General features: G+C 70.8%; 14 protein-coding genes. 3 read left to right on the forward strand and 11 right to left on the reverse strand.

Translation table 11 applies throughout. The annotated features are described in order from the left end of the window. Window positions 1-40: 40 nt before the first annotated feature. From ACIOJD_RS05115 to ACIOJD_RS05135, 5 genes are all read right to left on the reverse strand, one after another. Window positions 41-1,867 (reverse strand): serine/threonine-protein kinase, encoded by a 1,827-nt coding sequence (locus ACIOJD_RS05115; protein ID WP_401908377.1) that lies wholly within the window; start codon window positions 1,865-1,867, stop codon window positions 41-43. A 16-nt stretch (window positions 1,868-1,883) separates the two neighbouring features. After that, window positions 1,884-3,764 carry a serine/threonine-protein kinase gene (locus ACIOJD_RS05120; RefSeq protein ID WP_401908378.1) on the reverse strand — a complete coding sequence of 627 codons (1,881 nt, stop codon included), beginning with the start codon at window positions 3,762-3,764 and terminating at the stop codon, window positions 1,884-1,886. Between the two features lie 136 nt (window positions 3,765-3,900). Continuing rightward, window positions 3,901-7,122: a serine/threonine protein kinase gene (locus ACIOJD_RS05125; protein WP_401908379.1), complete on the reverse strand. Its 3,222-nt coding sequence runs from the start codon at window positions 7,120-7,122 to the stop codon at window positions 3,901-3,903. A gap of 234 nt (window positions 7,123-7,356) precedes the next feature. Then, complete coding sequence (locus ACIOJD_RS05130; protein ID WP_401908380.1) at window positions 7,357-9,246, reverse strand: protein kinase; 1,890 nt, start codon at window positions 9,244-9,246, stop codon at window positions 7,357-7,359. 572 nt (window positions 9,247-9,818) lie between these two features. Beyond that, window positions 9,819-11,525: a glycerol-3-phosphate dehydrogenase/oxidase gene (locus ACIOJD_RS05135; RefSeq protein WP_401908382.1), complete on the reverse strand. Its 1,707-nt coding sequence runs from the start codon at window positions 11,523-11,525 to the stop codon at window positions 9,819-9,821. Window positions 11,526-11,926: 401 nt separating this feature from the next. Between ACIOJD_RS05135 and ACIOJD_RS05140 the strand changes: the two genes are divergently transcribed. Then, complete coding sequence (locus tag ACIOJD_RS05140; RefSeq protein ID WP_401908384.1) at window positions 11,927-13,189, forward strand: nucleotide sugar dehydrogenase; 1,263 nt, start codon at window positions 11,927-11,929, stop codon at window positions 13,187-13,189. Window positions 13,190-13,361: 172 nt separating this feature from the next. On the opposite strand, the gene ACIOJD_RS05145 is transcribed toward ACIOJD_RS05140, so the two are convergent. The 4 genes from ACIOJD_RS05145 to ACIOJD_RS05160 form a co-directional block, all read right to left on the reverse strand. Continuing rightward, the gene (locus tag ACIOJD_RS05145) at window positions 13,362-14,486 is read right to left on the reverse strand and encodes a GuaB3 family IMP dehydrogenase-related protein (protein ID WP_401908385.1); all 1,125 of its coding nucleotides are present in this window, start codon (window positions 14,484-14,486) and stop codon (window positions 13,362-13,364) included. 221 nt (window positions 14,487-14,707) lie between these two features. Continuing rightward, window positions 14,708-16,210: an IMP dehydrogenase gene (guaB, locus tag ACIOJD_RS05150; RefSeq protein ID WP_401908386.1), complete on the reverse strand. Its 1,503-nt coding sequence runs from the start codon at window positions 16,208-16,210 to the stop codon at window positions 14,708-14,710. 296 nt (window positions 16,211-16,506) lie between these two features. Then, window positions 16,507-17,082: a sigma-70 family RNA polymerase sigma factor gene (locus ACIOJD_RS05155; RefSeq protein ID WP_401876796.1), complete on the reverse strand. Its 576-nt coding sequence runs from the start codon at window positions 17,080-17,082 to the stop codon at window positions 16,507-16,509. Window positions 17,083-17,416: 334 nt separating this feature from the next. After that, window positions 17,417-18,028: a response regulator transcription factor gene (locus ACIOJD_RS05160; protein WP_003948568.1), complete on the reverse strand. Its 612-nt coding sequence runs from the start codon at window positions 18,026-18,028 to the stop codon at window positions 17,417-17,419. Between the two features lie 426 nt (window positions 18,029-18,454). Here ACIOJD_RS05160 and ACIOJD_RS05165 point away from each other — a divergent pair, with 426 nt between their 5' ends. Next, window positions 18,455-18,832, forward strand: coding sequence for a WhiB family transcriptional regulator (locus ACIOJD_RS05165; RefSeq protein ID WP_401908388.1), 378 nt, complete (start codon window positions 18,455-18,457; stop codon window positions 18,830-18,832). Window positions 18,833-19,039: 207 nt separating this feature from the next. On the opposite strand, the gene ACIOJD_RS05170 is transcribed toward ACIOJD_RS05165, so the two are convergent. Beyond that, the gene (locus tag ACIOJD_RS05170; protein ID WP_401909012.1) at window positions 19,040-19,930 is read right to left on the reverse strand and encodes a LysR family transcriptional regulator; all 891 of its coding nucleotides are present in this window, start codon (window positions 19,928-19,930) and stop codon (window positions 19,040-19,042) included. Between the two features lie 237 nt (window positions 19,931-20,167). Between ACIOJD_RS05170 and ACIOJD_RS05175 the strand changes: the two genes are divergently transcribed. Further along, complete coding sequence (locus ACIOJD_RS05175; protein WP_401908390.1) at window positions 20,168-20,941, forward strand: SDR family NAD(P)-dependent oxidoreductase; 774 nt, start codon at window positions 20,168-20,170, stop codon at window positions 20,939-20,941. Between the two features lie 200 nt (window positions 20,942-21,141). Here the strand turns inward: ACIOJD_RS05175 and groL are convergent, their stop codons facing one another. Further along, window positions 21,142-22,767 (reverse strand): chaperonin GroEL, encoded by a 1,626-nt coding sequence (gene groL / locus ACIOJD_RS05180; RefSeq protein ID WP_401908392.1) that lies wholly within the window; start codon window positions 22,765-22,767, stop codon window positions 21,142-21,144. Window positions 22,768-22,928 lie beyond the last annotated feature (161 nt).

Here is a 22,928-nt window from a genome sequence, read left to right on the forward strand (position 1 = left end):
GCCGCCCGTGCGGCGGGAAAATCGGCCACCCGCGGCGGCTTCAGCGCACGGGGCCGTGCCGGGCCGTCAGCGCCGGTACGAACGAGTCGAGGGCGGTGTCGAACTGGTGCCGCGCCTTGTCCAGCCCGTTCACCGGGGCCGAGACCCAGACGTCGTACATCCGCCCGCCCTCCTCCCAGCAGAGATCGAAGGTGTGCCGTTCCCCCTCGGCGCGGGAGAAGCCGTTCCAGGTGAACTCCCACAGCGCCGCCGGGAGTCCGTTGTGTGTGGTCGGCGTCACACTGCCGTCGTGGTATCCCGGATTGGTGCTGTCGCCACGGGAGTGCGACAGGCGCATCGCGGCCTCCGGACCGCCGGGGAGCGGGGCCTGGATACGGATGCCGATCCTGAAGGCCTTGTCCGCCGACATGTAGAAGACGCGCTTGCCGTCGTGGGAGCGGGGGAAGCCGTCGGGAACGGCGAGGGTGAAGCCCATCGGATCGTTGACGGTGTGGTAGCCCTTGGGCGCCGGGACACCCGCCGGCGTACTCGCGGGGGTGGCGGTCACGGTGGGTGCGGGGGACGTTCCGGCAGCGCCCGACGGCGTGCCTCTCACGACCGAACGGCCCGGCAGCATGCCCGTACCGCCGCCGTTGCCGGTGCCGCTGCCGTTACCGCTGCCGTTACGGCTGTCGACACCGTTACCGCCGCCGTCACCGAAGCCGCCCTGGAGAAGGGTCACGGTCAGACCGCCCACGCCGGCGAGCACCGCGAGCACCGCACCCGCGACGAACGCGGAACGGCGGGCGGAGGCCGGAGCCGAACCGGCGCCGTCAACGGGCTCACGGAACACCGGAGTCAGCGGACCCGCCGGTGTCGGGAGACCCGCCGGTGTCGGAAGATCCGCCGGAATCAGCGGGCCTGCCGGTGTCGGAGGAGTCGGCGGAGCCTGATGAGCCGAAGCGGCCAGGGGAGACCGAGGGGTCCGACGGGGCTGAGTCCCGGAAACCCCCGCCCGTCTCGAACCCTCCGCCGAAAGCGCCGTACACGCCCCCGTCGTGACGTACGCGCGCAGCAGCCGGTCCGCCTCCTCGGCATCGAGCCTGCGCTCCGGATCCCGCTCCAACAGCCCCCGTACGACGGGCAGCAGCGGTTCCGCCGCCGCAGGCGGCCTGATCTCGGCCTCCACCACGGCGTGCAGCACCCCCGCCAACGAGTCGCGGCGGAAAGGCGATTCGCCGCTCAGCATCGCGCACAGCAGCGCGCCGAGCGACCAGAGGTCCGAGGCCGGACCGGCCACCTCCCCGTCCAGCATCCGTTCGGGCGCCGTGTATTCGGGCGAGCCGACGAACGACCCGGGATCCGTGATCGTCGTCGCGCCGACCAGGCGCGCGATCCCGAAGTCGGTCAGCACCACCCGCCCGGTGACCTCTTCCAGCAGGACGTTGGCGGGTTTGAGATCGCGGTGCAGCACCCCCAGACGGTGCGCGACGCCCAGCGCGCTCAGCAGCGCGAGCCCGATCCGTGCCGCCTCGGCCGTATCGACGGGTCCCTCGGACGTCAGCCGGTCGGCGAGCGAGCCACCCTCCACCAACTCCATGACGATGTACGGTCGGCCGTCCTCCTCGACGACGTCATGGACGACCACGACATGCGGATGCTTGACGCGGGCGACGGCGCGGGCCTCGCGCAGCGTCGAAGTGCCATGGCCGTCGTACACCGCGTGCAGTTCCTTGACGGCCACACGCCTGCCGAGGAGGTCGTCCTCGGCCCGCCACACGGTCCCCATACCACCGCGCCCGAGCCGGGCCCCCAACCGGTAGCGTCCGGCGATCAGCCTGCTGTCCGAAGGCTGCCGGCTCTCCGCGGCCTGCCGGTCGTCGGGCAATACCTTTTCCTCCCGTTCACGGGCCGGATTCGACCGGTGGCGGCTGCCAGCTGCGCAGTACGGCGTCGAACTGCTTGCGCGTCGTGTCCCAGTCCTCCTCGGGACTGGACATGTAGATCGCGTACTCCGTACTGCTGTCGTCCGAGTAGTAGACCTGGTCGATCGCGTGCCGCTTGCCCGGGGCGCCGTTCTCCCCGGTCCAGGTGAACTCCCAGAGAGCGGCCCGCGCCTTGTCGCGGAATGCGTTCGGAGCCATTTTTACCCGCTCGTAGTCGGGAAACTTCTGAACACTCCTCTCCATGCTCTTCATGTGCTGATACGGATTCTCGAAATCGGGCTTTCCTATGCTGATCCGTATGAGGTGGACACCGTTGTCGGGTGTGAAGTCGATCTGGTTTCCGTCCATCTGGCGTTCCCAGCCGCTCGGGACGTTGAGGCTGAAGCCTTCCGGAGCCTCGACGCGTTCCCAGCCCTCGGGCACGCCCCCGGCGTCGCCGGTCCCCGCGGCGGTGCCCTCGTCGGTCCCCTCCCCGGTCCCGTCACCGGCCGACTGACCGGCCGTCGTGTCCGAGCCCGAGGAGCCGATGCCCGTTCCCTCCGCGTACTTCAGGGCCGCGTAGCCGACGCCACCACCGAGGACCGCCGCGATGACGACGGCCACCGCGGTCGTACGCCAACGACCGCGGCCGCCGGAGTCTCCTGCGGCTCCCGAGGCAGTCGCCGACGCGGACGCCGCGGACACGGGGCCGGAACCGGCGCCGCCCCCGGCCCCGGCCCCGGAACCAGCGGTCCCCGGCCCGGAGCCGGTTCCCCACCCCGAACTCGACGCCCTCGAACCCGACGCGCCCGAACTCGACGCCCCCGACCCCGACCCCGATTCCGCCCCAGGCCAAGTCCCGGCCCCCGTAACGGGAGTCGATGTCGCCGCCGGCATCGGCATCGGCATCGGCATCGGCGCGGCCTTCGGCAGGTACCCGGCAGCCGACTGCCTCTCGTCGTCCGGGGTGACCCGGGTCGTCGCGTCCGCGCCTGTCCCGGCCGTGCTCTGGTCCCTCATCACCGCGCGCAGCAGTTGCTCGACCCTGGACGCCGAGGGCCGCTCTTGCGGATCCTTGCTCAACAGGGCGCTTATGACGGGTGCGAGAGGGCCCGCCAGTTCGGGATGGATCGGCTCCTCCGTGACCACGGCCTGCATGGTGGACAGCGGTGAGGTACGGCGGAACGGCGAAGTCCCCTGCACCGCCGCGTAGAGCGTCACTCCCAGCGACCAGAGGTCGGACGCGGGGCCGGGATCGGCGCCCCGTACCCGCTCGGGTGCCAAGTAGTCGATGGATCCGACGATTTCACCGGTCCGGGTGATGGTCGAGTCGCCCTCTATCGCCGCGATACCGAAGTCGGTGAGCAGCACCCGGCCGTCGCGAGCGAGCAGGACGTTCCCGGGTTTCACATCGCGGTGCAGCACTCCGGCGGCGTGCGCGGCACTCAGCGCGGCGAGGACCTCGATGCCGACCCTGGCCGCCTCACGAGTCCCGACCGGTCCCGATTCCTTTGTCACATCGGCGAGTGAGGGGCCGTCAACGTACTGCATGACGATCCACGGCCGGTCGTCATGGTCGAGGACGTCATGGACGGTGACAACACCGGGATGGGTGATACGGGCCGCGGCCCGCGCCTCCTTCTGCGTCCGTTGGTGCAGTACGGCCCGGTCGGCCTCGGAGGCATACCGCCCCGCGGTCAGCTCCTTCACGGCGACGGTCCGGTGCAGCAACTCGTCCTGCGCGCGCCACACCTTGCCCATGCCACCGCTGCCGATGGCCTCACCCAGTCGGTAACGCCCCGCGAGCAGTAGACCCATGCCCGCGTTCGCGCCCGCGCCCGTTCCCGTGCTCGCGCCCATACTCTGTGACTGCCCCACTGACTCGCCCCGTTCCTTGGGAACACAGGTTACGGAGGGGATGTACGGACACGGAAGCGCGGGTGACCCACGGAAACCTCAATGTGATGCGCGCCCGGCTACTCAGCGTGGTCAGCGGTCATCCAGTCATGCGGTAGGCGGTTATGGCCTGTTGGTAGATCTCGCTGACCTTGTCCCGCTGGCCGTCCGGGCCGATGACCTGAACGACGTGGTACCGGCCGTCGATGATCATCGCCAGGTTCCGTACATAGACGGAACGGCCGTTGCTGTCCTGCCAGGTGTACTGCCCCTCCGCCATGGCCTGTCGGCCCACGTCGACCCGCCGCAGCCCCGAGGCGCTGGACCAGGAGGAGTCGCGGAACGGCTGGAGTTCGCGCTCCTTGTCCCGCTGATAGGCCAGGGGATCGCCACCGTTGTCCGCCACGGAGTCCCGGCCCGGTACGACGATCAGCGTGAAGTCGCCGCCTTCGTAACGGACTTGTCCGCTGTCGTTGATGGGCCGCCGCCGCCAGTCCTTGTCGACCGCCGTCTGGAACCCTTCCGTGTCCTTGCGCAGAACGTAACCGTCGGCGAGATCGACGGCGGGACCGGAGGTCTGTGGCGCCGAGGCATTGGGTTCGCTCGCGCCGGAGTCCTCCGGGGTCGGGGACGGCGGGGCGGCAGAGCCCGACGCGGAGGACGTGGCGGACGCGCCGGGGTTCGCCTCGCCGACGCTCTGCCCCTGCCCCGTACCGGTCCTGGGCATGAACATCACCGCGTACATTATCGCCGCCACGAGCAGCAGCAGTATCAGCAGGAGCAGAATGCGCCCCAGGGAGCGGGGGCTGTCGCCACGGCCGCGCCCGGACCTGTCGGGCCGCTCGGGCCGATCCAGCCGCTCCGCCCTGTCCAGCAGGTGGTCCAGTCGATCCGTACGGTCGGACGGGTCCAGCCCTTCCGACCGGTCCGCGCGCGCATACGGCTCGTACGACTCCTCGGTCCGGTCCGAGGGCGGGTACTGCTGCTCGGACCGCTGCCCCTCGAAGCCGCCCCTGCCACCCTTCTCCCGGCGCTCCTTGCCCTTCTTGTGCCGGTGGCGGCCATGGCTCAGGTCGCGGTCGCGGTTTCGCCTGCGGCGCTTGCGCACCAGCTCGCCCCGGCGGCGCACGATCGGCAGGCGGGCCTCGTCCGACGGCAGGGGTACGACGTCCAGACCGGCCTCCGGCTCGGGCGCGGACCGTACGAGCGAGCGCAGCCAGCCACGCAGCTCCTCGAAGTCCGGCCGCTCGGTCGGGTCCTGACGCAGCAGCGACTCGACCACGGGGCGCAGCGGGCCGCACTCCTCGGCGAAGGCGGGCGGTTCGGCGCAGACGAGCTGCACCAGTTCGACGGCGTTCTCCTCGGGGTACGGGGCGTGGCCCTGCACCGCGCGGTACAGCAGCGCGCCCAGCGCCCAGAGGTCGGTGGCGGGTCCGATGGGCGGTGCCAGCTGCCAGTTCTCGTGTATGGGACCGGCCTGCTCGGGCGCCCAGCGCTCCGTGACGGCGCCGACGACCGCGATCCGCGCCTGCCGGGCGCGCTCGGCGGCGAGGGGGGTCGCCGGGCCCCGGTAGGCGGGCACGGACCCGCTGGCCACGACCTCGTCCCAGCGCCCGGTGCCCGCGCCCTGGCCCGCCACTGCGGGCAATTGCGCGGACTGCCGCTGCGCGTCGGCACGGAACGCGTCACGCGCCCCGGAGTTCTGCCAGCCGCCACCGCTGCTCCGGCCCCCCGCGCCGCCGCTGCCGGGGCCGGTGTACGGGGAGTCGCCGCCGCGGGCCATGGCGGCACCGGGCCCGGAACTCCCGCCGGGAGGAAGTGCGGGCGTCCCGCCGCGGTCGGCGCCGCCGCCGGGGCTGCCGGACGCCCCGCCGCCCGCCGGTACGGAACCGGAGGTGTCGTTCCACGGGGCCGGGCCGTCGCGCCAGACCCCGGCGAGTTCCGCGCGGTAGGGCGTGGGCGGGTCGTCGTCCTCGTCGGGGTCGGACTCCGCGAAGGGTCGGGGCTGCGCCCACCAGTCCGGGTCGGGGCTGCTTCCGCTCGGCCGGTCGCGGGGGTCCTGCCCCTCCTCGCCGGTCACGGGCCGCGAACCGGTGCCAGTCTCCCCGCCGGTGCCGGGCTCCGGCAGCGGGGGCAGCGCGTGCGCGCCGGAGCGCTGATCCTCGTTGGCGCGCGCTGCGGCGCGCGCTCCCGCGCGGTAAGCGGCGATCGCCCCGGCGCGCGCGGCGCGGATGTCTCCCGAGGCGCTCCCGCCCGGCAGCGCCGGCTGGCCTCCGTACGGGGCGGGGATGCCCGGTGTGCCGTGGTGCGGGCGCGGCATCGCGCCGGAGGTGCCGGACGACGTGCCGTCGTCGTACCTGCCGGCCGGGGCACCCTCGCCGTACGCCCCTTCCCCGTACGTCTCCTCCCCGTCCGACCCGTCCGCGTACGGACCGTCCTCGTACGGGCCGTCCGCCGAACGGGCCGTCTCCAGCGCGGCGCGGCCGGGCCCGCCCGGCACTCCGGCCGTCGGCCCCAGTTCGTACGGCGGACCGGACGCCTCGGCGCCGGGCAGGCCCTCCGGCGCGTCCGGGCCCCGCGACTCCAGTCGGTCCTGGGTGCCCGAGTGGTCCCCGGGACCCACGTAACCATGAGGGTCGGCATGGCCGGGAGACTCGACGGGACCGGGCGGATCCATGTGACCGGGCGATTCGAAGGCATCCTGCGCGCCGGGCCGACCGGTCTGGTCCGGCGGATCCGGCACCGGCGCGTAACCGCACAGCGCCTCCTCCGCCGCGCCCGCCGCGAGCCCGGTCAGCACCACGCGCCCGTCGTCGCAGACGAGCACCGTACGCACGGTGATGTTCCGGTGGGTCCAGCCGTGCGCGTGCACCACCCGCACGGCGGTCAGCACGTCGGAGGCGATCTCGGCCGCCCGGAACGGATTCAGCGGCCTCTCGGCGAGCAGCGCGGCCAGCGGTCTGGCCGCGACGAGTTCACTCACTATCCACAGCGAGCCGGCCTCCGCGAACACGTCGAAGACCTGGTCGAGCCGGGGGTGGTCGGGGATCTGGGCGGCGCTCTGCGCGGCCTCGATGGCCCGCCGCACCGCCGGGTCCGTGGGCCTGCGCACCGCGCGCCCGGAGACCCTCCGGGGCGCCGGGGCGCCGTCCCCGTCGACCACCTCCGCGTCCACCACCTCGGGCAGCGGCACCTGCCTGACGAGGACTTCCTGCCCGCTGTACGTGTCGAACGCGCGCGTCTCCGCGAGTTCGTACTCGTCGGAGGGCGGCAAGGGCAGGCGGTAGCGGTCGGCCAGCACCCGTCCCGCGTAGTCGTCCACGATGCCTCCCCACCAACCCGCTGTCTCCCGGTCACGGAGACCTACGAAACCGCCAATTCCGGTCGCTTACCGGCTCATTGTGGATGCGTACGGTTCGCGAGTTCTCACGATACGTGGCCACGGGCGAGCGCGCCTCAGGGTCGGGGCAACCCACCGTGGAATGCAAGGTTCCGGTAAACCCGGAGCCTTTGAACGGGTTGCCCTCCCCTGAACACCGGGACTTCATCGGCCCGTTCAGCCTGCCGGCTCGAACGTCGCGAACGCCGTCCGGCGCAGCGTCTCACATTCCGATGAATCCCACTCGCTCGCCTTACAACTGATCATGATCGAGTAGCCACGGTTGCCGTCGACCTTGAAACCCCGGTTGAGGACCCTGACCCGCTGACCGCTCTGGTCGCGCTCGAACTCCCAGTCGGCGACCGTCGGATAGCCGTTGTAGTCGACCTTCTTGATGCCGCGAAGCTTGTAGTTGCTGCTGCTGGCGCCGACCGTCGGCGCGGCCGCCTTCCACGCGGCCACGGCGTCGTCGCTGGGGCTGCTGCCGAAATCGACCTGAACGCGCGGGAATCCGCCGTCGGCGCTGAATATGCCGCCGGAGTTCCGCCCGGCTATGCCCGTCCGATGGAATTCCTCGGGCATCGCCATCGAGAAACGGAACTGATCGTCGCTGATCTTGTCGTACCCCTCGGGCGTCCCGTCGTCGTCCTTCTCGTCGCCGGAGTCCTCGGCATCCTCGGAACCGGAACCCGAATCGCCCGACGGGCCACCGCTCTTGGCGGACTCTTCCTTCTTGCCGCCGTCGGCCGTGCTCCTGCCCGAGTCCGCGCCCTGCCCCTCGCCGTCGGCCTTGGTCTCGGCGCCGGAGGACGCGTCGGCCGAGGTGGACGCGCCGGTCGTGCCCTGCCCCTTGCCGCTCGTCCCGCTGGAGTCGTCGCCGCTCAGCGCGACGATCAGGACCGTGGAGATCAGGGCCAGCGCGGCGACGACCGCGATGATGACCAGCGTGCGCCGGGGCACCACGTCGGTGAGTGACGCCCTCGACGGGACCGGCCTCGGCGACCCGGCGGACGCCGGATACGCCCCGGCCCTCGCCTCGGACTTGGCGGTGGCCGCGTTCCGTGCGGTGCGCAGCGCGCCGCGCACGCGGTCGGCTCCCGAGTCGCTCGCGGCGCTCTCGGGCACCGGCGGCAGCGGGACGACCCGGGTGGCGTCCGGTCCGGGCTCCGGCTCTCGCTCCGGCGCGGCGATGATGTCCTCGAGGAGCGCCCGCGCGCCCGCGTCGTCCAGGCGCTGCTCCGGTTCCTTGGCGAGCAGCCCGTAGATGACCTCTTCCAGCGCCCCCGCGTTCTTGGGCGGATCCACCGGCTCGGTCATCACGGCGGTCAGCGTGGCGATGGCGGAACCCTTGTCGTACGGCGGGCAGCCCTCCACCGACGCGTAGAGCAGGCCACCGAGCGACCAGAGGTCGGCGGCCGGGCCCGGCTTGTGTCCGCGTGCGCGCTCCGGCGAGATGTACGAGGGGGCTCCGACGAGCATGCCGGTGGAGGTGACCGACGGGTCGCCCTCGACCTGGGCGATGCCGAAGTCCGTGAGCACCACGCGCCCGTCCTCGGCGATCAGCACGTTGGAAGGCTTCACGTCACGGTGCAGGATGCCCTCACGGTGCGCCGAGCGCAGCACGTCGAGGATCGCGAGCCCGACCTCGGCGGCGCGCCTCGGCGTCAGAACGCCGTCCTCGCGGATGGCTTCGGCGAGCGACTTGCCCTCCACCAGCTCCATGACGATCCACGGCCGGTCGTCCTCGTCCACGACGTCGAAGACCGTGACGGCGCCGTTGTTACGGATCCGGGCGATCGCCTTCGCCTCGCGCAGCGTGCGCGTGATGAGCCGTCGCTTCTCGTCGTCGTCGATGCTGGAGGGGAAGCGCAGCTCCTTCACCGCGACCGTACGGCCGAGGGTCTCGTCAAGAGCCCGCCAGACCGTACCCATGCCGCCACGCCCGAGGACCCCGCCGAGCCGGTACCTGCCCGCGAGAAGACGCCCTTCCGGGCTGGCCTCGGCGCTCTTCCGCGTGTCCCGCTGGGGCTCCTGCGCCGTGTCCCGCGACTGCTTCGACTCCGACATGCGTCCCCTCTGCGATCCCTGATCCTGGCGCGACTGCCGCCCGCCCGCGCGGTGCCGTAACGCGCCCTGGCAGAGCCTTCATTGTCCCTCACTCCGGGACCACCACTGCTCCCGGGTCCGGCGTCCTCCCGGTCTGGGCCGGAGGCGCGGACCCTCACCATGCCACTACCCCGGGCCAGACCAAGCACCCTGCTGGTCATGGGCCCGTTCGAACATTGAGCAAGCATGCTGCGAACACGTGTGCCGAGTGTGAGCTTATTGAGTGACGATGTATCGCATACGGGGGTGTCCGGTACGGATGGCCCGAACAAGGAGCTACGGCCCAGCCCACTCCATGACGTGATCCACACGCACCGCCTTACGACCGCACCACCGCGCACGACTCGAAGTCCCCAAGGCGAACTCCCCTGGGCGAACTCCCCCAAGCAGCGCCCTCGAAGCAGCCTTACCTGATGGGGTTCCGCGTACCCGATGTCCCGTTCCCGCCGTGCACCTGAGGGCACGGCAGGAACGGGACCGAGGTCGGGGTCAAGGTCGGGGCCGAGGCCGATCCGGGATCGGGAACCGACCCGTCAGAACGGCACGATGTCCGGCGCCCCCAGCCGCGCCGCGTCCGCCGTCTGGTCGTCCGGCTGCCGCTGCGACTCCCGCTCCGCCTCCACCCGCTTCTCGTAGTGCTCGACCTCCCGCTCGATCTGGCCCTTGTCCCAGCCCAGCACCGGCGCCATCAGCTCCGCGCACTCGCGCGCGCTGCGCGTCCCCCGGTCGAAGGTCTCTATGGAGATCCGGGTCCGCCGGGTGAGCACATCGTCGAGGTGGCGTGCCCCTTCGTGCGAGGCCGCGTAGACGATCTCGGCGCGCAGGTAGTCGTCGGCCCCGCCGAGCGGCTGCCCCAGCCCGGGATCGGCGGCGATCAGCTCCAGCAGCTCCTCCACGAGCGTGCCGTAGCGGTTCAGCAGATGCTCCACGCGGGCCACGTGGATCCCGGTCCGCGCCGCCATCCCCGCGCGCGCGTTCCACAGCGCGTGGTAGCCCTCGGCGCCGATCAGCGGCACATCCTCCGTGACGCACTCCGCCACCCGCTGGTCGAGGCCGTGCACCGCCTCGTCCACCGCGTCCTTGGCCATCACCCGGTAGGTCGTGTACTTGCCTCCGGCGACGACGACCAGGCCGGGCACCGGGTGCGCGACCGTGTGCTCGCGCGACAGCTTGCTGGTCGCGTCCGACTCCCCGGCGAGCAGCGGGCGCAGCCCCGCGTACACCCCCTGCACGTCGTCCCGCGTCAGCGGCACGTGCAGCACCGAGTTCACATGCTCCAGCAGATAGTCGATATCGGCGCTGGAGGCCGCCGGGTGGGCCTTGTCGAGGTCCCAGTCGGTGTCGGTGGTGCCGACGATCCAGTGGCGGCCCCAGGGGATCACGAACAGCACCGACTTCTCGGTCCGCAGGATCAGCCCGGTCGTGGAGTGGATCCGGTCCTTGGGCACCACCAGGTGAATGCCCTTGGAGGCGCGGACATGGAACTGCCCACGCTCGGCGATCAGCGACTGGGTGTCGTCCGTCCACACCCCGGTGGCGTTGACCACCTGCCTGGCCCGGATCTCGTACTCCCCGCCGGACTCCACGTCCCGCACCCGCGCGCCCACGACCCGCTCGCCCTCCCGCAGGAAGCCGACGACCCGCGCCCGGCCGGCCACCTGCGCGCCGTACGTCGCCGCCGTACGGACCAGGGTCGCCACATAACGCGCGTCGTCCATCTGCGCGTCGTAGTACTGCAACGCGCCGACCAGTGAGTCCTTCCTCAGACAGGGCGCCACCTTCAGCGCGTGCCGCCGCGACAGGTGGCGGTGGACGGGCAGTCCGCGCCCATGCCCGGACGATACGGACATCGCGTCGTACAGCGCGACGCCCGAGCCCGCGTAGAACCGCTCCCAGCCCTTGTGCCGCAGCGGGTACAGGAACGGCACCGGCTTCACCAGATGGGGCGCCAGCTTCTCCAGCAGCAGCCCCCGCTCCTTGAGGGCTTCCCGTACGAGCGCGAAGTCGAGCATCTCCAGATAGCGCAGGCCACCATGGATCAGCTTGCTCGACCGGCTCGATGTGCCGGACGCCCAGTCACGCGCCTCGACCAGCCCGGTCGCGAGTCCTCTGGTCACGGCGTCGAGCGCGGTCCCGGCTCCGACCACGCCCGCGCCCACGACCAGTACGTCCAGTTCACGCTCGGCCATCGCCGCGAGCGCCTGGACGCGCTCCGCGGGTCCCAGTGTCGCTGTCCTCACCGCTGCCTCCCGTCATCCCCCGTGTGGTCGGGCTCACAGACTCGATTCTGTCCGCACCTCGCGACTTCAGCCACTGCCTGTGGACAACGCCCATCGCCCAGCCACGCCCCACCCCTGCCCCACCGGCCTCGGAGCGGGGTCGCGGCGCCCGAAACCGCCCCGCCGACCCGAACCGTCCGAGCGGCCGGGACCGGCCCCAGCGGCCCCAGTCGGCGAAGTGACCCAAAAGTGAGCAAAACCAGTCGAAGATTGCTCCGATCCCCCGATAAACAGCCGTTCTTCGGCCACGCAATGCCGCATAACGGTCATATTTACGCCTAGTCTGACCGAGCGCGCGCTCATTCTGTCCACAGGACTTGCGCTTCCTGTCCACTCCGGCTAAGGGAAGGACGGCCACCGCCATGCCAGCCGATCTCGCCGTCATCGGACTCGGCCATCTCGGCCTGCCCCTCGCCCAGGCCGCCGTAGCCGCCGGGGTCGACACCATCGGCTTTGACACCGACCCGCGGCCCGTCGCGGAACTGGCGGCCGGCCACACGCCGGTCGACGGCCCGCTCACCGCCGCCGACATCCGCCGGATGCTCTCGGGGGGCTTCCGGCCCACCACCAACCCGACCGACCTCGGCCGGGTCCGCACCGCCGTCATCTGCGCGCCCGCGCCCCTGGGCGCCGACCGCACCCCGGACCTGACCGCGATCGGTGACGCGGCCCGCGCGCTCGCCGCACGGCTGCGCCCGCACACGACCGTGCTGCTGGAGTCCCCCGTGGCGCCCGGCACCACCGAGGGCTTCCTGCGCACCGTCCTGGAGGACGGCTCTGGACTCCGCGCGGGACGCGACTTCCACCTCGCGTACTCCCCCGGCCGGCTCGACCCCGGCAACCGCACCCACGGCCTCGCCAACACCCCCAAGGTGATCGGCGGCCTCACCCCCGCCTGCACCGAATCGGCGGCCGCCTTCTACGGACGCCTCACCGACAAGGTCGTCCGGGCACGCGGCCCGCGCGAGGCGGAGACCGTCAAACTCCTCGAAACCAACTTCCGGCACGTCAACATCGCCCTGGTCAACGAGATGGCCGTGCTCTGCCACGACCTCGGCGTGGACCTGTGGGACGTCATCCGCTGCGCCGAGACCAAGCCCTTCGGCTTCCAGGCCTTCCGGCCCGGCCCCGGTGTCGGTGGCCACGGCGTACCGATGGATCCCAGCTATCTGCCGCACGCGGGCCGCACCCCGGGCCATCCGCTGCGCATGGTCGGCCTCGCCCAGGAGATCAACACCCGGATGCCGCAGTACGTCATCCAGCGCAGCGCCACGCTCCTCAACGAACACGGCAAGTCCGCCCGCGGCGCCCGCGTCCTGCTCCTCGGCGTCACGTACAAGCCGGACCTCGCCGACCAGGAGAGTTCACCGGCCACCGAGATCGCCTGCCGGCTGATGGAGCTGGGCGCGGCCGTCAGCTACCACGATCCGCACGTCCACGACTGGCGCGTACGCGACCTGCCCGTACCGCGCGCGGACTCCCTCTACGAGGCCGCCGCCCACGCCGACCTGACGGTCCTGCTCCAGCACCACCGGACGTACGACCTCCAGGGCCTGGCGGTCAAGGCCCAACTGCTGCTCGACACCAGGGGCGCGACTCCGGCGGGCGCCGCGTACCGCCTCTGAGGCGCGGCGCACCGCCGTACCCGCGCCCGTGCGTACCCGCACGCACCCGGCACGTCAAGGTGCCCCGGACCGTCATGCCAGGTCCGGGGCACCTTGACGCACTTTCAAGAACGCCTTCGGAAGACCGCCTCCGAAAGGACGTCTTCCTGAAGAAGCGCGGCTAAAGGGTCATTCAGCGGCGGTGCTGCGAGTCCGCCACCGTCACCTCGACGCGCTGGAACTCCTTGAGCTCGCTGTAGCCCGTCGTGGCCATGGCCCGCCGCAGCGCGCCGAAGAAGTTCATCGAACCGTCCGGGATGTGCGAGGGGCCTGTCAGGACCTCCTCCGTCGTCCCGACGATGCCCAGGTCCACCAGCTTGCCGCGCGGCACGTCCTCGTGGACCGCCTCCATGCCCCAGTGGCGGCCCTTGCCCGGCGCGTCCGTCGCCCGCGCCAGCGGGGAGCCGATCATCACCGAGTCCGCGCCGCACGCGATCGCCTTGGGCAGGTCGCCGGACCAGCCCACGCCACCGTCCGCGATGACATGCACATACCGGCCGCCGGACTCGTCCATGTAGTCCCGGCGGGCCGCCGCCACGTCCGCGACGGCGGTCGCCATCGGGACCTGGATGCCCAGCACATTGCGGGTAGTGTGCGCCGCGCCGCCGCCGAAGCCGACCAGCACGCCCGCCGCGCCCGTACGCATCAGGTGCAGCGCCGCCGTGTACGTGGCGCAGCCGCCGACGATGACCGGAACGTCCAGCTCGTAGATGAACTGCTTCAGGTTCAGCGGCTCGGCGGCGCCGGAGACGTGCTCGGCGGAGACCGTCGTACCGCGGATGACGAAGATGTCGACCCCGGCGTCCACCACTGCCTTGGAGAACTGCGCGGTGCGCTGCGGCGAGAGCGCGGCGGCCGTGACCACTCCCGAGTCCCGCACCTCCTTGATGCGCTGCCCGATCAGCTCTTCCTTGATCGGCTCCGCGTAGATCTCCTGGAGCCGCCGGTTGGCGCTCGCCTCGTCCAGCCCGGTGATCTCGTCGAGCAGCGGCTGCGGGTCCTCGTAGCGGGTCCACAGGCCTTCCAGGTTCAGTACGCCCAGACCACCCATCTCGCCGATACGGATCGCGGTCTGCGGGGAGACGACGGAGTCCATCGGGGCGGCCAGGAACGGCAGCTCGAACCGGTAGGCGTCGATCTGCCAGGCGATCGAGACCTCCTTCGGGTCCCGGGTGCGCCGGCTGGGGACGACGGCGATGTCGTCGAAGGCGTACGCCCTGCGGCCGCGCTTGCCGCGCCCGATCTCGATCTCAGTCACGATGTGTGGCCTTTCCCTCTACGTCTGCGTCCCAGTATCCCCGACGCCCGTATCCCTGATACCGGACGTCCGTATGGCCGCCGCCGGTCCGGCCTTCGCGCCCGTATGTCCGCCGCCCCGGTCCCGCCGTCGCGCGCGGAGAGCCGTCCCACCGGTTGGGCCGCCGCACCAGTGAGGGGCGGCCCCGGAGTCCCGGGCCGCCCCTCACCGCGTACGCGCGCTCAGCTCCTGTTGTAGTTCGGTGCCTCGACCGTCATCTGGATGTCGTGCGGGTGGCTCTCCTTGAGGCCCGCCGAGGTGATCCGTACGAACCGGCCGCGCTCCTGGAGCTGCGGCACCGTCTGCCCGCCGACGTAGAACATCGACTGGCGCAGGCCACCGGTCAGCTGATGGACGACCGAGGAGAGCGGGCCGCGGTAGGGCACCTGGCCCTCGATTCCCTCGGGCACCAGCTTCTCGTCGGAGGCCACTCCCTCCTGGAAGTAGCGGTCCTTGGAGTACGAACGCTGCTCGCCGCGGGTCTGCATCGCGCCCAGCGAGCCCATGCCGCGGTACGACTTGAACTGCTTGCCGTTGATGAAGAGCAGCTCGCCCGGCGACTCCTCGCAGCCCGCGAGCAGTGAGCCGAGCATCACCGTGTCCGCGCCGGCGACCAGGGCCTTCGCGATGTCGCCGCTGTACTGGAGACCGCCGTCGCCGATGACCGGGACACCGGCCTCCTTGGCCGCGAGCGAGGCCTCGTAGATCGCGGTGACCTGCGGGACTCCGATACCGGCGACCACCCGGGTCGTACAGATGGAGCCGGGGCCGACCCCGACCTTGATGCCGTCGACACCGGAGTCGATCAGCGCCTTGGCGCCGTCACGGGTGGCGATGTTGCCACCGATGACATCCACCCCGGAGTTCGACTTGATCTTGGCGACCATGTCACCGACCAGCCGGGAGTGGCCATGGGCGGTGTCGACGACGATGAAGTCGACGCCCGCCTCGATCAGTGCCTGGGCCCGTTCGTACGCGTCGCCCGCGACACCGACGGCCGCCCCGACGAGCAGCCGGCCCTCGCCGTCCTTGGCCGCGTTCGGGTACTTCTCGGCCTTGACGAAGTCCTTGACCGTGATCAGGCCCTTGAGGACACCCGCGTCGTCGACCAGCGGCAGCTTCTCGATCTTGTGGCGGCGCAGCAGCTCCATGGCGTCCACGCCGGAGATGCCGACCTTGCCGGTGACGAGCGGCATCGGGGTCATGACCTCGCGCACCTGGCGCGTACGGTCCGCCTCGAAGGCCATGTCGCGGTTGGTGACGATGCCGAGCAGCTTGCCGCCGCGGTCGGTGACCGGGACACCGCTGATGCGGAACTTGGCGCAGAGCTGATCGGCCTCGGCGAGCGTCGCGTCCGGGTGGACCGTGATCGGGTCGGTGACCATGCCGGACTCGGAGCGCTTCACGAGGTCGACCTGGTTGGCCTGGTCGGCGATGGAGAGATTGCGGTGCAGCACACCCGCGCCACCCTGCCGGGCCATGGCGATCGCCATCCGGGCCTCGGTGACCTTGTCCATCGCCGCGGAGAGCAGCGGGATGTTCACCCGCACGTTCCTGGAGATGCGTGAGGAGGTGTCGATGGCATCGGGCGCCATGTCCGACGCGCCCGGCAGCAGCAGCACGTCGTCGTATGTCAGCCCGAGCGTCGCGAATTTCTCGGGCACTCCGTCGACGTTTGCAGTCATGACACCTTCCCCAAATAGCCTTGATCGGTGCGGATGTCCATGCTAACGGGCTCTGCGAGCCCCTCATTCCATGAACAAGATCGCCTTTCGGCTTTGTATGTTCGTACGTCGGATGGTCCCACGCCCGATGCGTGCGTCCCACACGCCTGATACGCACGGGCCGAGCGAGCGAACCGCGGGCGCACGCCGGGCTCGCGCCGGACGTTCATATGCCGTTCGTACGTTGTTGGCGCGCCGCACGTTCAGACGCCGCCGGCGCCGGGCTCGATGGTTCCGATGCCCGACGCCAAGGGGACTCACTGCTCGGCCAGTGCCCGCAGCCTGCTGAGCGCGCGATGCTGGGCGACCCGTACGGCGCCCGGCGACATCCCCAGCATCTGGCCGGTCTCCTCCGCGGTCAGCCCGACGGCGACCCGCAGGACCAGCAGCTCGCGCTGGTTGTCCGGCAGGTTGGCCAGCAGTTTCTTGGCCCATTCCGCGTCGCTGCTGAGCAGCGCGCGCTCTTCTGGGCCGAGCGAGTCGTCCGGCCGCTCGGGCATCTCGTCGGACGGTACGGCCGTGGATCCCGGATGCCGCATGGCGGCCCGCTGGAGATCGGCGACCTTGTGCCCGGCGATGGCGAAGACGAAGGCCTCGAACGGCCTGCCGGTGTCGCGGTAACGCGGAAGGGCCATCAGGACCGCTACACAGACTTCCTGCGCGAGGTCCTCCACGAAGTGGCGAGCATCACCGGGCAGCCGGCTCAGCCTCGTACGGCAGTAGCGCAGCGCGAGCGGATGAACACGTGCCAGGAGGTCGTGCGTGGCCTGTTCGTCGCCGTCGACGGCACGGTGAACGAGCGCACCAATCACCGTGGTCTCGTCATCGCGCATCGGTCCATGGTGCCTTGGCGTCTGCTGCTCGGTGGCACCGCGTCCATAGTTGTGCACCGAAGCGTTATGAGCAGGTGCGGCAGAACTCATCCCCTGCGCCCTCCCCTCGCGCTCGTCCGACTCGTCCCCGAGGAACTCCACACCCTCAAGGATGCGGCATCGCGCCGGAAACGGGTGCGTACGGGCGTACGTTGCCCGGCGGGTCTGCGTTTTCCCCGCCCACCCGGCCCCTTTCGGGCCTGGGGCGTGCCGCGAGAGTTCCACCTGGTCGTGCGGGTGGACGGCGCTACTTTCGCAACACGCCCTGACGGGCGGGGAGTGAGAGCCTGTCGCCTCAGCGGACCAGGCCCCAGCGGAAGCCGAGCGCCACCGCGTGCGCGCGGTCCGAGGCGCCGAGCTTCTTGAAGAGCCGCCGGGCATGCGTCTTGACCGTGTCCTCGGAGAGGAACAGCTCGCGGCCGATCTCCGCGTTGGACCGGCCGTGGCTCATGCCTTCGAGCACCTGGATCTCACGCGCGGTGAGCGTGGGCGCGGCGCCCATCTCGGCCGAGCGGAGACGGCGCGGCGCGAGCCGCCAGGTCGGGTCGGCGAGCGCCTGGGTGACGGTCGCGCGCAGCTCGGCGCGCGAGGCGTCCTTGTGCAGATAACCGCGGGCACCGGCGGCGACCGCGAGTGCGACTCCGTCCAGGTCCTCCGCGACCGTGAGCATGATGATCCGGGCGCCGGGGTCGGCCGAGAGCAGTCGGCGGACCGTCTCGACACCGCCGAGGCCCGGCATGCGTACGTCCATCAGAATCAGGTCGGAACGATCGGCGCCCCAGCGGCGGAGGACTTCCTCGCCGTTGGCCGCGGTCGTCACGCGCTCGACGCCGGGCACGGTCGCGACCGCGCGGCGGAGCGCCTCTCGGGCAAGCGGGGAGTCGTCGCAGACGAGGACGGATGTCATGACCGTCCTCCGCAGCTGATGCGCGTCACCTTGAGCCTCCAAGCAGGGTACATATCGTCATCTGTGCGATTGACACTCTCGGACATGCGCCCGATCGCTCATTCTCTCAACCGCCTCGCACACTCAACGATGGTCACTCGAAAGAGTTACGGGTCGGACGACCCAATTCAGCACTCCCTGTGAGGGGTCACCTACAGAGGAGCGCGGCCCGGGTCATCCCGGCCCACATCTAGAGCTATGCCCCATTTAGCGGTTTTTCTTCACTTTTCCTGGTGTCTATGTCTAGATTCGCAATGAGTCATATTTACATCTACTTGGATAGTAGATGTACCGTCGTGAGCACCGGTGCGGGTTGCGCGCCGGGCTCGTACCCGGCGTCCAAGCGGCCCGTATCCGCCTCAGCACGGTTTCAAGGGGACATGAGCAATGGCAGATTTCTCCCGCCTTCCCGGACCGAACGCAGATCTGTGGGACTGGCAGCTCCTGGCGGCTTGCCGTGGTGTCGACAGCTCGCTCTTCTTCCACCCGGAGGGGGAAAGGGGTGCGGCACGAAGCGCGCGCGAGAACTCGGCGAAAGAGGTGTGCATGCGGTGCCCGGTCCGCGCGGAGTGCGCGGCGCACGCGCTGGCGGTGCGGGAGCCGTACGGCGTGTGGGGCGGGCTGACGGAGGACGAGCGTGAAGAGCTGATGGGACGGGCGCGCACCCGGCTGATCACGGCGTCCGCGTCGTCGGCGAACTCCGCGTCGGCCTCGGCGTCCGGCATGGGTCCGGGCACTGGCCCGGGGGGCCGTCCGAGCGGTTGACCACGAACGATCGATATCGGCAGAAACGTTCCTGCGCATACCCGTGATCCCGCCTCACGGAGACACCCGCACGCCCGGCACCGACCGGGCCGCTTTGCTGAGCACCGGCCGGGCCGATGCCCGAGCCAGGAGCAGCGCACTTCCCGCCGTCGACCGGCCGTAGAGTCGCTCGACCGACCGCGAAGGCACCGACGACAGTCCGTGGAATCAGCGTGCGGCGGCGAGGACCAGCTGATCCAGCGTGGCCGCCACCGTCGGGACCTGCGCCAGGTCCGGCAGGGTGAGCGCGACGATTTCCCGCTGGACCGACGGCTCGACCGTGAGCGCACGGACGCCTTCGGAGCGCACCGACTCCATCGCCAACTCCGGCAGCACCGCCACCCCGAGACCCGCCGCGACCAGGCCGATGACGGCCGGATAGTCGTCTGTCGCGAAGTCGATCCGGGGCGTGAATCCCGCCTCCTCGCAGGCGTCGACCAACTGCTTGCGGCAGCGCGGACAGCCCGCGATCCACGGCTCGGCGGCCAGATCACCGATCGCGACCGTCCCCGCTTCCGCGAGCCGGTGATCCTCGGGGACCAGACCGACGAGCCGGTCCACCAGCAGCGGGCGCACGATCAGGTCGTCCCACTCCGCGGCGGAGCCGCCGTACCGGAACGCCAGCGCCACATCGCAGTCACCGTCCCGCAGCATCTGCGCCGAACTCGGCGGCTCCGCCTCGACGAGCGAGACCCGGGTGCCGGGATGAGCCGCGCGCAGGGCGGCCAGCGCGGTGGGGACGAGGGTGGAACTGCCGCTGGGGAAGGACACCAGCCTGACCCGGCCGGCCCGCAGCCCCGCGATGGCCGCGATCTCCTCCTCGGCGGCGGTGAGACCGGCGAGGATTCCCGTCGCGTGCCGTACGAGCACCTCACCGGCCTGGGTCAGCCGCATCTCGCGGCCGGTACGGACGATCAGCGGGGTGCCCGCGGAGGATTCGAGGGCCTTCATCTGCTGGCTGACGGCCGGCTGGGTGCAGCCCAGCTCGCGCGCGGCCGCCGAGAAGGAGCCGGTGGCGGCCACGGTGCGCAGGACACGGAGATGACGGGCTTCGATCACCACACGACTATAAGCGAATCTTTGGGGCATGACTAAATAGCAGGCAAAATCTTTGAGGTGAAAGCGGGGGCGGGGTGCGACGAATGCAGGGGGTGGGCGCGTTGAAGGCAGGGGCGGGACGAAAGCGGCGGATCGGTCCCGGCGCGGAGCTGTTGGTGGTGATGGTGGCCGGGTGCCGGCCGTCCACCCCTCGCGCACGGACGTCGGGCGTCTCGGCGCAGGCACTAACGTGCCCGTATGACGACTGCTTTGATTACGGGCTCGACGGCGGGGATCGGCGCCGCCTTCGCGCGGCGGCTGGCGGCGGACGGGCACAACCTCGTGCTGGTGGCGCGCGACACCGAGCGCTTGCGGGAACAGGCCACCGAGTTGCACGACCTGCATGGCATCGAGGCCGAGGTGCTGACCGCGGATCTCTCCACCGACAGCGGGATCGCTTCGGTGGAGGACCGGCTCTCGGACCGCAGACACGCGGTCGATCTGCTGGTCAACAACGCGGGGTTCGGCAACAAGGGCCGTTTCCTCGACGTCCCGATGGCCGACGAGTTGACGATGCTGAAAGTGCACTGCGAGGCGGTGCTGCGCCTGACGTCGGCGGCGGTCCCCGGGATGAAGGCGCGGGGGCGGGGCGGCATCGTGAATGTGGCGTCGGTGGCCGCGTTCCTGCCGCGAGGGACGTACGGCGCGTCGAAGGCCTGGGTCGTGCAGTTCAGCCAGGGCGCGAGCCGCGATCTGGCCGGTACGGGGGTGCGTCTGATGGCGCTGTGCCCCGGATTCGTGCGGACCGAGTTTCACGAGCGAGCCGGGATGGGCACCGACAACATCCCGAACTGGATGTGGCTGGACGCGGACAAGCTGGTGACGGCCGCGCTGGCGGATCTCGCGCGCGGCAAGACCGTGTCCGTACCGGACCCGCGGTACAAGGCGCTGATGGGAGCGGTGAAGCTGGCCCCGCGCGGGCTGCTCGGCGGGCTCACGTCGAAGACGGGGCGCACGTACGGCCCGCAGTAACGGCTCCGGCGGCCGAGGGAGATCCCTCCGCCCGGTCCCGTCGGTCTCGTGTGTTCCGTCGGTCCCGCCTGTTCCGTCTGTTCCGTCGGGGCGTCGCGGCCGCCGGCAGCGCGTGGCTCACACACACCGAGGCCCGGTGCCCCCGCGACGGGGGCACCGGGCCTCGGATGCTCAGCTGTGCGCGAGCCGGGTGGCAGGCGTCAGTGGCTGTGGCCGTGGCCGCCGTGACCCGCGTCGGCCTCTTCCTCCGCCGGCTTCTCGACGACCAGGGTCTCGGTCGTGAGCAGCAGCGAGGCGATGGACGCGGCGTTCTCCAGCGCGGAGCGCGTGACCTTGACCGGGTCGATGACGCCGGCCTTCACCAGGTCGACGTACTCGCCGGTCGCGGCGTTGAAGCCGTGGCCCTTGTCCTGCTCCGCCACCTTCGAGGTGATGACGTAGCCCTCGAGGCCGGCGTTCTCGGCGATCCAGCGCAGCGGCTCGACAACGGCGCGGCGGACGACCGCGACACCGGTGGCCTCGTCGCCCTCCTTGCCGAGGTTGCCCTCGAGCACCTTGGCGGCGTGCACCAGAGCGGAGCCACCACCGGAGACGATGCCCTCCTCGACCGCGGCGCGGGTCGCGGAGATGGCGTCCTCAAGGCGGTGCTTCTTCTCCTTCAGCTCCACCTCGGTGGCGGCGCCGACCCGGATCACGCACACGCCGCCGGCCAGCTTCGCGAGGCGCTCCTGGAGCTTCTCGCGGTCCCAGTCGGAGTCCGTGGACTCGATCTCGGCCTTGATCTGGTTGACGCGGCCGGTGACGTCGGCGGAGTTGCCGCCGCCGTCGACGATGGTCGTGTCGTCCTTGGTGATGGTGACGCGGCGGGCGGAGCCCAGCACGTCCAGACCGGCCTGGTCGAGCTTGAGGCCGACCTCCTCGGCGATGACGGTCGCGCCCGTGAGGGTGGCGATGTCGCCGAGCATGGCCTTGCGGCGGTCACCGAAGCCGGGAGCCTTCACCGCGACCGCGTTGAAGGTGCCACGGATCTTGTTGACGACGAGAGTGGAGAGCGCCTCGCCCTCGACGTCCTCGGCGATGATCAGCAGCGGCTTGGAGCCACCCGACTGGATGACCTTCTCCAGCAGCGGGAGCAGGTCCTGGATGGAGCCGATCTTGCCCTGGTGGATCAGGATGTACGGGTCGTCGAGGACGGCCTCCATACGCTCCTGGTCGGACACCATGTACGGGGACAGGTAGCCCTTGTCGAAGGCCATGCCCTCGGTGAAGTCCAGCTCCAGACCGAAGGTGTTGGACTCCTCGACGGTGATGACACCGTCCTTGCCGACCTTGTCCATCGCCTCGGCGATGAGCTCGCCGACCTGCTGGTCCTGCGCGGAGAGCGCGGCCACGGCGGCGATGTCGGACTTGTCGTCGATCGGGCGGGCGGTCGCGAGGAGCTCCTCGGACACGGCCTTGACCGCGGCGTCGATGCCCTTCTTCAGGGCGGCCGGGGAGGCACCCGCGGCGACGTTGCGCAGGCCCTCGCGGACCAGCGCCTGGGCCAGCACGGTGGCGGTGGTGGTGCCGTCACCCGCGATGTCGTTGGTCTTGGTCGCCACCTCCTTCACCAGCTGGGCGCCCAGGTTCTCGTACGGGTCGTCGAGCTCGACCTCGCGGGCGATCGTGACACCGTCGTTGGTGATGGTCGGGGCGCCGAACTTCTTGTCGATGACGACGTTGCGGCCCTTGGGGCCGATCGTCACCTTCACCGTGTCGGCAAGCTTGTTGACGCCGCGCTCGAGGGCGCGACGGGCGTCCTCGTCGAACTTCAGGATCTTCGCCATGGGAGCTTCTGTGTCCTCTCGTTGCGATCATCGGCCGTACCTGGCGGTCGCGATCGCTCAAATGAAATGCGCCCCTGTCCGCCCGGCTATCGCAGGGGGGCCAGGGGCGCAGTCCAAAAGCAAACTATGGGTGCGGAGTGTCCCGGGGTGCGCCCCGGGCC

The organism is Streptomyces sp. NPDC088116, assembly GCF_044741745.1.
Lineage (GTDB): Bacteria > Actinomycetota > Actinomycetes > Streptomycetales > Streptomycetaceae > Streptomyces.